Source organism: Campylobacter concisus ATCC 51562, assembly GCF_000466745.1.
Classification (GTDB): Bacteria; Campylobacterota; Campylobacteria; order Campylobacterales; family Campylobacteraceae; genus Campylobacter_A; species Campylobacter_A concisus_B.
The window spans coordinates 200,939-212,698 of record NZ_ANNI01000003.1; the positions used below are offsets into that span (position 1 = coordinate 200,939).

The following is an 11,760-nucleotide window of genomic DNA, read 5'->3' on the forward strand; positions in this document are numbered from 1 at the left end:
GATGTCATACTTAAATGATTTTGATATTAGCGGATACGGACTAAGCGCGCAACGCTTCAGGATGAACGTCATCAGCTCAAACATAGCAAACGCTCAAACCACAAGAACTACTGAAGGTGGTCCATATAGAAGGCAAGAGGTCATCTTTAAAGAGATGAACTTTGATAAAATTTTAAACGATCAGCTTAAAAACTCACAAAGTCTACTCGAGTATGAAAATCCACTCGACGACCCAAGCTCGCCTAAGAACGCTCACCCTGCCCTAACTAGCGTGATCGTGGATAAAGTGGTGCGTGACGATAAGGACTTTCAGCTAAAATATGACCCGAGCCATCCAGACGCAAATGCAAATGGCTACGTCGCATTTCCAAATATAAATCCGGTTATTGAGATGTCTGACCTACTTGAAGCAACAAGAGCATATCAAGCAAACGTGGCAGCCTTTCAAAACGCAAAAACAATAGCACAAAGTGCGATATCACTTATTTCAGGACAAGCATAATGATAAATAGTATAAATTTAGACAAAATAAATAAAAATGAAAATTCAAATAAAATAGCGAAAGCAGGCGAAGAAGGCGGCTTTGAAAATGCTCTAAACGACTCTTTAAAAGAGCTAAATAAAGTCCAAATCAATGCAGATAAAGCCATAGCTGACCTTGCAACTGGCGAGGTAAAAGATCTTCACCAAGCTGCTATTGCGATAGGCAAAGCAGAGACCAGCATGAAGCTTATGCTAGAAATTCGCAACAAAGCACTAAGTGCTTATAAAGAAATTTCTAGAACACAAATTTAAGTCATTAATGAATTCCAGAAAATCAAAAATAACCATACTTTTTTTATTAATTACTTTTGGAATTTCAATATTTGTACTTGTCATATTTTATAGAGCAAGTATCGAGCGAAAGCTTCCTAGGCTTCAAACAAGCGATATAAATACGGCAATTCGTGGCAATATAATCACAAAAGATGGCTTTAGCATCTCTTCAAGCCAAAAACTCTACAAAGTGATGCTTGATACTAGGAACATCGATCCTAATAAAAAAGAGATGTTTATCAAACTATATTCGCTTTACAGCGGCGACGATCCAAATAAAGTAAGAAAGATTATAAATGGCACAAAAGGTATCGTTACGCTCTCATATAGTATTGATGCAAAGGGCGCTACCTACCTTCAAGAGCTCTCAAGAAAGCTAAATCGCAAGAGTATTTTGGTTTCATACCTTGATCCAAAAACAGGCCTTGCTTCATTTCAGGGCATGAGAGTAATGGAGAGTGGCCAAAATCGTAAATTTATGTCAAAAGATGCCCTCACACCAGCTATTGGCTACGTGAGCAAAACTGAAAGTGACACGCTTACAAAAAGCAAAGGTGTAAAAGGTCTTGAGAGATATTATGAAGATTATTTAGCTCCTATACAAAATGCAAAAATTTTAGGGCCTCGCGATATTGGAAATAATATTATTTTAACAAGTGACTCAAATTTAGCAACAAGAGTAGATGGCTACAATGCGGTGCTTTCTATACCATTAAAATTTCAAACTAAACTAGAGCAAATTTTAGATGAAAAGCGTGAATTTTTAGATGCAAAAGAGTTAGTTATATGCATAATGAATAGCAAAAATGGAGAAATTTTAGCCCTAGCTTCTAGCTCAAGATATGATCCTTCAAACATAAGAAAGCAAGATTATAGCGCTCTAAATTCGACCGTTAGCGAATATGCTTATGAAGTCGGCTCAGTTTTTAAACCATTTATATTTTCCATCTTACTTCAAGAGAAGAAAGTAAACCCGTTCGAGCTTGTAAATACCTATAATGGCCGATATCAACTTGGCAAAAGGATAATCAAAGATACCCATCCAGAGCCTTTTATGAGTGCTGAAGATATAATCGTGCACAGTTCAAACATTGGCATGATTCAGCTTGTTGAGCGACTAAATGGGCCACAAATTTATCAAGGACTTTTAAATTTTGGCTTTTCAAGAAAAACAGGCATAGATCTACCTTACGAGCAAGTAGGTATGATGCCAACAGTTACAAAGCTAAACTCATCAACATACAAGGCAACTGTGAGCTACGGATACGGCTTGCAAGCTACATTTATGCAGCTTTTAAAAGCCTATAATACATTTAACAATAAAGGCATTGAAGTTACTCCTCACATGGTTGCCTACTTAGAGAGAAATGGAAAAAGATACGATTTGCCAAAGTCCGAGCCAGCTCAAGTTATATCACAAGAAACCGCAAAGATAATGAAGAGAATTTTAATAAAAACGGTTGAAAAAGGTACTGGACTAAAAGCCTTTACGCCAGGGCTTGAGATAGGTGGCAAGACTGGAACTGCACACATTGCCTCAGGTAGTGGTGGATACAGCAATACCTACAATGGCTCATTTTTTGGCTTTGTAAATGACACAAGAGGTAATAGCTACACAATAGGCGTTTTAGCAAGGGATCCTAAAAGACCTTACTACTACTTCGGCGCTCAAAGTGCCTTGCCTATGTTTAAAAAGGCAGTTGATTTGATGGTTGAGGATGGATATTTATTTCCTGATGCAAATGTAATAGCTGAGTTTGAAGCCAAAAAAGATAAGCTTAAAAACGATAAGACAAAACAAAAGCCTGCTTTGGACTAAAATTTTAAAAACAAAAAAAGACCTAAAAACTAAGCAAAAACTAAATGTAAAAATTTATCTTGCTTTTTGGCGTTTTCTCTAATTGCAAAAACCTTTAATGCTCTTAAAATACTTTTAGTTTCTAATAGCAATTAAATTATAAATAGAAAATCTAAACTGATCGAAAAGATTTAAGTCTTTAATATTTTTAGAGGTTATCTCTTTGTCATCTTTGTAGTTTTTTCCGCCTAAAAAGATTAGATAAATAAGTGGTGTAACATAATTAAATCTTAAGAATAGCGCTACGATACAATGAAAAAAGCCGTAGTTATATCTGATACAAACATAAAAACCATAAATTATATAAGCTATCATTAGAATCAAAAAAGCATAGAATATAAAGCCTAAACCAGCATAATCTGAAATATTTAAAAAGCTGCAAACAAAAATAAAAGCACTTACCAAAGCAGGCAATATAATGACTGGAAAAATTAGATGAAGCCCAATTAGGTCAAATTTACTCGTATAAACTTTTATATTATATCTACTTGCAGGGATTATCAAAAATATAGGCAATACGATTGAAAATAAAATAAGAAATATCACGTACATAGAATCAAAATCATAAGAACTCATTTTTATACCAAAATTAATTTTAAGATATTTTAACTACACTTTTTTGAATAAATTTATCTACGATTTTTGCGATTTTCTATGCCAATTTTCTCACTCTCTTCTATTTCGACAATGTAGCTTGGGTTTTTCTTTTTAGCCTCTTTGTCTAAAAAACTGATGAGCTTTGCATCAGAATTTTTATGAGAGCAGATTAAAATTATGAAATTTATATAGCTATTTGCCTCTTTTGGCATGACTTGGTTATTTTTAGCTGGTATACTAAAATTTCCTACAAAAATTTGAATAAGTTCGAAAAGCTCATTTTTACTTAGGCTATTATCACCGGCAAGTTTTTCAAGCTTTTCGATCGTTATCTCTTCTTTTTCTAATACAAGCTCCTTTGTTTCGGTGCTATAATCCCTATTTCTTAAAAGTAAATAGATTAGCGCACAAATTGCAATTAATAGCAATACAATAAAGAAAACTATTAGACCTTTTATTAGCATCTAAAGCCTTGAGCAAAGTGAGCGCTTTGTAAATGCTAAAACACTCATAAGCACCATTATTACGATACTAATCCAGACAAAATCAGGCACTGGCAATGGATCTCCTGCTGCATATGAGTGCATGCCAGCTAAATAAAAATTTACACCAAAATAAGTCATAATAATCGACCAATAAGCAAAGAACGAAGCAACTGCAAACACATATTGATTGTTTAGCTTTGGAATAAATCTTATATGAAGAACTGCGGCATAAACAAGTATCGAAACTAATGCCCAAGTCTCCTTGCTGTCCCAGCCCCAATATCTGCCCCAACTCTCGTTCGCCCAGACACCGCCTAGGAAATTTCCAAGAGTAAGCAAGCTAAGTCCTAGTATCATAGCCATCTCATTTATACGAGTAGCTTCAAGAATATTACGAGAAATTTCTGGATTTGGCTTTTTCTTATTTTGCAAAATGATAAGCAATAGTGTAAAGCCACCAAGTAACGCGCAAAGCCCTAAAAATCCATAACTTGCAGTAATGACAGAGACATGTATTGTTAGCCAGTAGCTTTGAAGTACAGGCACAAGTGTAGTGATCTGTGGATCCATCCAGCTAAGATGCGCAACAAATAATGTAACGCCAGCCAATATAGACGTAAGAGCAAGAGCGATAGGGCTACGTTTTGCAAAGACGATACCAGAAAATCCTAAAGCCCAAGCAATATAGACCATCGATTCATAAGCGTTACTCCAAGGCGCATGCTCAGCAATGTACCAACGAAGCCCAAGCCCAATAGTATGAGCAAGAAAAGCCAGCAAATTTACAATGTATACAACTCTTACAATGCCATTTATCTGAACCTTTGGAGCTAGCATTTTAACAAAAACAAAAAATAAAAGCGCAAGTCCAGCCAAAAGATAAACCGGCGTCAATCGCTCAAAAATTTGAATTTTATTAAACAAAATTTCTATATTTATCTTTTTTTCACTTGGCATTACAGCAGAGCCGTACTTTTGCTGATAGGCTGAAATTTTATCAAGTGTGGCATCAGCCTTACTCCAATCATTATCTTTTGTTGCTGCATCAACTGCTGCAAAATACTCTCTCATCATATTGATGACCAGATCAGCCTCTTTAGGCGGAAAGTACATCATTGCACTAGCAGGCGAATACCAAGAGTTTGATGGGTCATCTTGTTTTGGAAAAATTTTAAAAATTTCACCAATAAATATCATATAAAAAACATTCAATCTCTCATCGATCTTGATTACGTCTTTATCAAATGTATTGCGTGATCCAGGATGCTTACGATTAGCAATTTCGGCAAATTTTGTGAGTTTATATTCACTTCCACCATCTTTTGTGGCTCTAAAAAAATCATTAAAACTTGCATACTTTGCATTTTCATCTATGCCAAGCTCTTTTTTTAGCTCCTTACTTTGTCCAAGTGAGATAATTTTTTCACTTCGCCAAAAATCAGGCATTACCATTATTGAAAGCATAGCTTGATTCGAGTTTAGGCTATTTATATTCTCGCTTCTATGTATTTTATTTAAAATTTCTTTGCTAAGAGTGTCAAATGGCTTCATTCTACCATCTGAGCTTTGCACAATAAGTCTAGAAAGCTTTTGTGTGTGCTCTTTGCTGATATTAGGCAAAAAGTCTTCAGCCTTTAATGAGCTAAAATTTAAACTTAAAAGCATAATGGCAATGATAGCAACAACCTTTTTACCACCCTTTGTTGATTCATTGTCTATTAACTTAGCTAGTTTTCTAAAACGGCTACCAGGATTTACAACATTTAACACAAAGCCAAGCCCAAGTAAAAAGTACCCGATATAAGTTGGTATCTTGCCTGGATCTTTATTGACAGAGAGAATGGTTCCTTTTTCATCTGTATCGTATGAACTTTGGAAAAATCTATAGCCATCATAGTCAAGCACGTGATTCATATAAATTTTATAGTCAAGCCCCGACATGTTTGTATCATCTTTTACAATAACTTCACTTGAATAGCTCATAGGCGAATTTGAGCCAGGATATCTTTTAAGCTCAAAGTCTTTTAAGTATAAGCTAAACGGAAGTTTAACTTGCTGTGCACCCCATGAAGCATTAAATTTTTGTCCAGCCACAGCCAAGCGTGAAGGCTCTGTTAGGTTATAAAAAATATGCATCTCTTTACTCTCGCCTTTATAATTTAATTCAGCTATCAAGGCGTTAAATTCGCTATCTTTTGTGCTAACTAGCTTCCTTGAGGCATGAACTGAAACTAATCTTGGAGCAAAATTTATATTTGAAATAGTGTAAAGACTACCCATGCCAAATTCATTTACGCTACCAGCTTTTAACTCAGTTTTTGAGCTATCACTCATTGTAAATTTTGAAAGATCAGTATTTGAAGTAACTGTAAAATTTCCATCCAGTAATTTAAAAAGCACATATTTTTTGCTTTCGTCTGGCTTAGCATTAAAGATAAAACTAATATCTGCAACCCTTGCCTCCTCCTCTTCTAATAAGAAAATTTCTTCACTTTCACTCTCGTTTGAAACCACAAATTCCACTACTGGTTGCCCATTTTTATCATCCACAAACTTATAACTTGCATTTGGCACAAATTCTTTAAATTTTAAATTAGCTTCATTATCTGCTATTTTTAGCTTTAGATCAAAACCTTTTTTTGCGTCAGAAAGTCCTAACGGCAAAGCAGCGTTTATCTCTTCTCCATTATCGTTTAATGCGGTTAAATTTAAATAGGATATTTTTGTCGTAACGATATTTGACTGAGTTTTTTCTCTTATATGCATATCAGCCTCAAAGCCAAGGTATCTTGTTATGCCAGCACCGATTAAGATAACGATAAAACCAAGGTGAAAGATAAGCGAAGGGAGTTTTTTAGGATCTATTAAGTTATATCTAAAGATATTATAGGTCAAATTTATGCCAAGAAGTAGTTGAATGAGCGCAAACCAGCTGGCACCATAAACATAGTACCAGGCAGCTTCTGTGCTAGTTTTACTTTCTATTATCGTAGCGGCTCCGCTAGCTATGGCAAAGATTATCATCAAAATGATAGCTGAGCCCATACTTAAAAATAATGATTTTGGATTTAACATCTGCTTCCTTTTATTTATATTATGACAAAGCTATCAAAGTAAAACTTATCTTAAATAACTGCCTTGCTTTGTTTGAGTAGAGACCGGTTTGTTTTCATTTGCATCTTGTTCAGCAAATGCATCTTTACCTTTTAGATAGGCGAGAATCGCGCCAAGATCATTATTTGAAAGAATTTTAGCTTGGTTTTGCATTACATTTTTACCGCTTCCGCCAAAACTTGAGTCACTTCTATAAGAGATGATGCTATCTTCAATATCTTTAGCATCCATATTTTTTAGAGGTGTTGAACCAAATGGCCTTTTATCAGCATTCTCGCCATGACAGCTAGCACATTGCTTTTCATAAAGCTCCTTACCTAAAGAAACACTATATCTACCCTTTCTATCAACGCCCAATTTTAAAATTCTATTATCTTTATAGCGTCTTGGATCTTCATCAACATAGACATTTACTTTTTCATTTCTATCATTAGCCTGCTTTTTTGCCATTTCAGCAAGTTCTTTACCAAACTCACCACGAGCTTCTATATAGTAGACTTGTGAAGCTGCAAAGGCATTTGCCACCAAAAAACACGCCAAAAAAGAAATTTTAATACTTTTCATAACTTTCCTTGAAATTTTGCTCTAAATTTAAAAATCCCGGGTCAGATTGCTTCCGACCCGGGATTATATCATAAGTTGATTAATTAGCTACGATTAGAATGAGTATTTAGCTTCAAATCTGAATTGATCTTCTTTGTTTTTAGCCTCATCAGCAAATTTTGAAGTTTTGAATGCATAGTATGAGCTAAATGTTAGCTTTTTGCTATACTCATATGCAAATCTTGGAGTAATCTCTTCAACTTTTTCTTTGCCATTTTCGCCAGCAGCTGCAGCGTGTTTAATGTGGCCTTTTATGTAATCAACACCAACTTTAAATTTATCAAATGTATATCCAGCTGTTCCATATACTAGGTTTGCTTTTCCATCAGCCCAAGTTGGATCAAGTGTAAGCTCACCAACATCTATTAGACTACCTTTATCTTCAAGAGCAAATGATGTTACGCCTTTATTATCAACTTTCCAACCCATATAACCAGCTCTTAAATCAAAGCCAAATAATGAAGCTGTAAGTTCGCCAGCATAGAAGTTACCATCATTATAGTTTGCAACGCCATTAGATTCATCTATATCTTTATAAAGATGTGCTTTTGCACTTTTATCTACAGTAGTATTTATATAGTTAACTCTACCACCTAAGCTAACATCATCATTAATAGCAAAATTTGCTGAAACATCAGCTGCAAGTAGGTCAGCTAGATTTGTTAGGCTAGCATACCATAGTTGGAAATTGATAGGGTCATATGAACCAGCGATGCCAGCTGCATATAGATTACCAACGTCGTATTTATTTATTCCTTTATCTTTATCTTTACCTATAGCATCATATAAATCACCATCGCTCTCAATATTATTACCCTCAATCGCATCAAAAGCTAAAGCTGTTAGAGTAAGACCTTCGATATCTTCATTTACTACTCTTACACCAGTACCGATAGCATCATCTGTAAAGAACGAGCCAATTTCTTGTTTACCAGCTGTTATAGTAGTGTTTCCAGCTTTATAACCAAGATAGAACTGATGAACTTTAAATGGATCAGTTGTATTAGTTTTATCTGTGCCGCTTCCTTGAGTACCTTGATCTTCTTGAGTATTGTCACCAGAGTTATCAGTAGCGTTATATCTTAAACCAATAACGCCGAAGAAGTTATCATCAATGGCGGCTTTAAAATTTGCTACTGCTTTAAATTGATGACTAGCTTTTGAGCCAGACTCTGATTTTGTATTAGAAAACTCACCGTGTTTTTTATCGTTTGTATATCTATATCTTGCAAATCCTGAAAGATCTACATTTTTTATAGCTTCTTCAAGTGGAGTAGCACTTGCTACGCTTGAAAATGCACCTAAAGCAACCAAAGTGGCTAAACTAATTTTTGTTAGTTTCATTTTTTCTCCTTTTAAGGTTTTGTGCTGACGATTATAATCAATAAAATTTAACATGAAGCTTAAAATTTTTAATTTCAGTTACCGATCGTTTACCGTAATTAATCAAAAATAGGCAAAAGTTGATAATTTTAAATAAAGCAAGGACAAAATTTTAAAGGAGTAAAAAGAAAAAGGGGCTGTTGCTTTGCCCCTTAAAAGGAGTTCTAGTTTTGATTGCTGTTGAAATTATATAAGCAAGCAGTAAATCAACGGTAATTAAAAAGAAATTTTTTCCTCTTTTGGTACTTCGATATTTGTTTTTACATTTTTTCTTTTAATAATCACTTCATTTTGCGGCTTTTTTATACCATTATATAAGCCACGAGAGCCACCCTCTTTTATAAGAAGCATATCTATAAGTTTATCTGCATAAAAAGTCGCATAGACTAAGTCGCCTTTATCATAATAGTATCTATTTGCACAAAAATTTGCTTTATTGAGTTTATGGTTTTTTGTATCGCTCGCCACTATTTCATAGCAGTATTTTGAATCTTTATAAGTAACCTCTTTTATAAAACCTTTAATCGAGCTTTTTGCTGGTGTATTTTGCATGACCTGTCTTGGCTGTTTTCGCACTGGTGGGTTATCCTCAAAAAATGAGCAACCCAAAAACATGATAGCAGTTGCCAGTGGAAGTAAAATTTTAGCTTTCATCTCTTCTCCTTAGTGTAAAATGGCGAAGTATAACTTTTAAGATTAAATAAATTTTGTGGAAAATTAAAGGCTCGTATCTAAATTTATATACACGATCATACAAATTTATCTTAGGCGAGCCTGCCTAAGATAGTTAAGCTGAAACATTTAAAACGTTACCGCTAAGCTCGGCGATCTTTTTATCAAGTGTCTCAAGGGTCTTTTCAATAGTCTTTTGTGAAATTTCAGGAAGTTCACCTCCCCAAATTTTCTTCGCATCCTCAAAACTATTTGCCACACCCTCTCTACCAGCTTTTAGTTTTTCCACGTCATCGCCTGCACCATTTAGCACAAAGCTAGCTATCCTATCAGCCGTATTTGCGATACCAAAAAATCCATTCTCGCTAATAAGATCATTTGCCTCGTCACTACTTAGCTCGTTTAAAGATTTACCGTTATAGCCGATATTTGCAAGATCAAGGCCTGATAAAATTTCTGATAAATTTTTAGGCGCATTAAAGCTTAAGCCGCCTTGGGCTAATAAATTTGAACTACTACTTTTAACGATCTCTTTTTGATACTGTAAAAAGTAGCTATTTGAAATGTCTTTGGCTGTTAAATTTATAATTTCAGACTCTTTTTTAGAGATATCCTTTTCATCTTTATGAAGTGAAATTTCTAATTTTACATTTTCTTTTAGGCTTGAACTATTATATGAGTTTGCGATTTGAGAAATTTTCATTTTGGCTCCTTAAAATTTATAAAATCAATATCGCCAAAAAGTAGAATTTATTTAGATAGAGCGGGAAAACTCCCGCTAGTAGTTATTTGCTAAGTGTTGCGTTTAGCATCCAGATCGCTTTTTCAAATTTTGCGATTTGATCTTGTGCATACATTTGAGTTGTTGTATCGCCTTCTGCAAGTTCGTCAAGCTTTTTAAACTCGCCCAAAAGGTGTTTATAATCAGCCAAGACAATCTCTAAAACCTCAGTTGGAGTGTAAATTTCTTTTGGCTCGTGTTTGATATGAGTAACTTTTGCTAGCTCCTCAGCCTTGACGATAGGTCTGCCACCAAGCATAAGAGCCCTTTCTGCTGCATCGTCAAATATCTCACTCATATCTTCGTAAGCTTTTTCTGTGTATTCATGAACGCTAAAAAATTGAATACCTTTTACATTCCAGTGAAGATCGTGAAATTTAATATAAAGTGCATTTGCATCAGCCTGAATAACATTTAATTGTAAAATAACTTTTGACATTTTGTCTCCTTCTTTATTATAAATATGATAAAATTATATATAGTTAGAGTTAATCAGTGGTTAATCGAATAATAAATTTTATTATTTGATATAAAATTTGACTACAAAATAAATTTATTTTATAGTCAAATGTAGGATTACAAAATTTGTTTATTTTTTATAAGGCGTAGTTTTATAGCCTTGCTCGATCAAGCTACTCATACCTCCATCTAAATTTATTATCTTAAGATCTGAGCTATCTATCGCTGCGGCTGCTGCCGTACTTCTTCTGCCGCTTCTGCAAACAAGAGCAATAGGTTTTTTGATATCAACTGCCTTTGAAAGCTCCTCCAAAAATGCACTCTTATCGTTTGGATTAAAAGTTATAGTCTTTGCACCTGCGATAACACCAGTCTCTTGCCACTCAGATGGAGTTCTTATATCGATAATCTGATCATATTTTTTGATCTCATCTGGGCTTATGTTAACGGTTTTAACATCAGCTGACAACATGCAACAAACGGCTCCTAAAAGTAAAATTTTTTTCATCTATTCTCCTTAAATAAATTTTTGAAATGTTAGCACGGATTATTAAATATATAAAAATTTTTGTTGATAAAATTTATTAGTTTAGATAAAAATTAATAATATAACGTATTGATAAAAAAGCTAAACCCACTACGAATGCATATATAGATAAACCGACTAGATTGATGGAAATATAGTCATTTACCATTATGTTTTTATAAAATTTCTCTTTGATATTAGTGATCTTATTTTTAAAAGTTTATTCTTTATTTTTTATCTTACTCTATTTGCCGATATTCATAAGAATATTTTTTATAAATTGCTATATCTTAATTGTATGTTTTGGTATATACCTGTTTGAGTATTTTGTATTTTATAAAGATGATTATATGATGGTGTCCCCAACAGGGTTCGAACCTGTGGCCTTAGAATTAGGAATTCTACGCTCTATCCAGCTGAGCTATGAGGACAATTCATATTTTTGTAGATAGATTTTATCAGAATA

Annotated in this window: 12 protein-coding genes and 1 tRNA gene; 3 read left to right on the forward strand and 10 right to left on the reverse strand. The window is 34.1% G+C overall.

Features of this window, described 5'->3' with window-relative positions:
* The first annotated feature begins 1 nt into the window (after position 1).
* From flgC to ATCC51562_RS02375, 3 genes are read left to right on the forward strand one after another with little or no spacing between them, the layout of a single operon-like run.
* On the forward strand, positions 2-502 hold the full coding sequence (gene flgC, locus ATCC51562_RS02365) for a flagellar basal body rod protein FlgC (RefSeq protein WP_021090964.1): 501 nt from the start codon (positions 2-4) through the stop codon (positions 500-502).
* Complete coding sequence (fliE, locus tag ATCC51562_RS02370) at positions 502-795, forward strand: flagellar hook-basal body complex protein FliE (protein WP_021090507.1); 294 nt, start codon at positions 502-504, stop codon at positions 793-795. The genes flgC and fliE overlap by 1 nt, the downstream gene beginning before the upstream one ends.
* A 7-nt stretch (positions 796-802) precedes the next feature.
* Positions 803-2,635, forward strand: a complete 1,833-nt coding sequence (locus ATCC51562_RS02375; protein ID WP_021090774.1) for a peptidoglycan D,D-transpeptidase FtsI family protein — start codon at positions 803-805, stop codon at positions 2,633-2,635.
* A gap of 114 nt (positions 2,636-2,749) precedes the next feature.
* Here the strand turns inward: ATCC51562_RS02375 and ATCC51562_RS02380 are convergent, their stop codons facing one another.
* From ATCC51562_RS02380 to ATCC51562_RS02425, 10 genes are all read right to left on the reverse strand, one after another.
* A complete protein-coding gene (locus ATCC51562_RS02380; RefSeq protein ID WP_021090649.1) occupies positions 2,750-3,250 on the reverse strand; it encodes a hypothetical protein in 501 nt (166 codons plus the stop codon).
* A 53-nt stretch (positions 3,251-3,303) separates the two neighbouring features.
* A complete protein-coding gene (locus ATCC51562_RS02385) occupies positions 3,304-3,735 on the reverse strand; it encodes a hypothetical protein (RefSeq protein WP_021090883.1) in 432 nt (143 codons plus the stop codon).
* The gene (ccsA, locus tag ATCC51562_RS02390) at positions 3,736-6,831 is read right to left on the reverse strand and encodes a cytochrome c biogenesis protein CcsA (RefSeq protein WP_021090522.1); all 3,096 of its coding nucleotides are present in this window, start codon (positions 6,829-6,831) and stop codon (positions 3,736-3,738) included.
* A gap of 45 nt (positions 6,832-6,876) precedes the next feature.
* Positions 6,877-7,434, reverse strand: coding sequence for a c-type cytochrome (locus ATCC51562_RS02395; RefSeq protein ID WP_021090538.1), 558 nt, complete (start codon positions 7,432-7,434; stop codon positions 6,877-6,879).
* A 93-nt stretch (positions 7,435-7,527) separates the two neighbouring features.
* The gene (locus tag ATCC51562_RS02400; protein ID WP_021090830.1) at positions 7,528-8,817 is read right to left on the reverse strand and encodes an OprD family outer membrane porin; all 1,290 of its coding nucleotides are present in this window, start codon (positions 8,815-8,817) and stop codon (positions 7,528-7,530) included.
* A gap of 255 nt (positions 8,818-9,072) precedes the next feature.
* Entirely contained in the window at positions 9,073-9,510 is a 438-nt protein-coding gene (locus ATCC51562_RS02405) for a hypothetical protein (RefSeq protein ID WP_021090479.1), read from the reverse strand.
* A gap of 133 nt (positions 9,511-9,643) precedes the next feature.
* On the reverse strand, positions 9,644-10,231 hold the full coding sequence (locus tag ATCC51562_RS02410; protein ID WP_021090452.1) for a hypothetical protein: 588 nt from the start codon (positions 10,229-10,231) through the stop codon (positions 9,644-9,646).
* Between the two features lie 82 nt (positions 10,232-10,313).
* Entirely contained in the window at positions 10,314-10,748 is a 435-nt protein-coding gene (locus tag ATCC51562_RS02415) for a Dps family protein (protein WP_021090517.1), read from the reverse strand.
* A 150-nt stretch (positions 10,749-10,898) separates the two neighbouring features.
* The gene (locus ATCC51562_RS02420) at positions 10,899-11,276 is read right to left on the reverse strand and encodes a rhodanese-like domain-containing protein (RefSeq protein ID WP_021090898.1); all 378 of its coding nucleotides are present in this window, start codon (positions 11,274-11,276) and stop codon (positions 10,899-10,901) included.
* Positions 11,277-11,648: 372 nt separating this feature from the next.
* Positions 11,649-11,725: transfer RNA gene (locus tag ATCC51562_RS02425), tRNA-Arg, on the reverse strand.
* Positions 11,726-11,760: the final 35 nt, after the last annotated feature.

What these genes read in the sequence shown, in the direction of transcription:
- flgC (WP_021090964.1), top strand. Translation starts at nt 2, where the DNA reads ATGTCATACTTAAATGATTTTGATATTAGCGGATACGGACTAAGCGCG.
- fliE (WP_021090507.1), top strand. Translation starts at nt 502, where the DNA reads ATGATAAATAGTATAAATTTAGACAAAATAAATAAAAATGAAAATTCA.
- ATCC51562_RS02375 (WP_021090774.1), top strand. Translation starts at nt 803, where the DNA reads ATGAATTCCAGAAAATCAAAAATAACCATACTTTTTTTATTAATTACT.
- ATCC51562_RS02380 (WP_021090649.1), bottom strand. Translation starts at nt 3,250, where the DNA reads ATGAGTTCTTATGATTTTGATTCTATGTACGTGATATTTCTTATTTTA.
- ATCC51562_RS02385 (WP_021090883.1), bottom strand. Translation starts at nt 3,735, where the DNA reads ATGCTAATAAAAGGTCTAATAGTTTTCTTTATTGTATTGCTATTAATT.
- ccsA (WP_021090522.1), bottom strand. Translation starts at nt 6,831, where the DNA reads ATGTTAAATCCAAAATCATTATTTTTAAGTATGGGCTCAGCTATCATT.
- ATCC51562_RS02395 (WP_021090538.1), bottom strand. Translation starts at nt 7,434, where the DNA reads ATGAAAAGTATTAAAATTTCTTTTTTGGCGTGTTTTTTGGTGGCAAAT.
- ATCC51562_RS02400 (WP_021090830.1), bottom strand. Translation starts at nt 8,817, where the DNA reads ATGAAACTAACAAAAATTAGTTTAGCCACTTTGGTTGCTTTAGGTGCA.
- ATCC51562_RS02405 (WP_021090479.1), bottom strand. Translation starts at nt 9,510, where the DNA reads ATGAAAGCTAAAATTTTACTTCCACTGGCAACTGCTATCATGTTTTTG.
- ATCC51562_RS02410 (WP_021090452.1), bottom strand. Translation starts at nt 10,231, where the DNA reads ATGAAAATTTCTCAAATCGCAAACTCATATAATAGTTCAAGCCTAAAA.
- ATCC51562_RS02415 (WP_021090517.1), bottom strand. Translation starts at nt 10,748, where the DNA reads ATGTCAAAAGTTATTTTACAATTAAATGTTATTCAGGCTGATGCAAAT.
- ATCC51562_RS02420 (WP_021090898.1), bottom strand. Translation starts at nt 11,276, where the DNA reads ATGAAAAAAATTTTACTTTTAGGAGCCGTTTGTTGCATGTTGTCAGCT.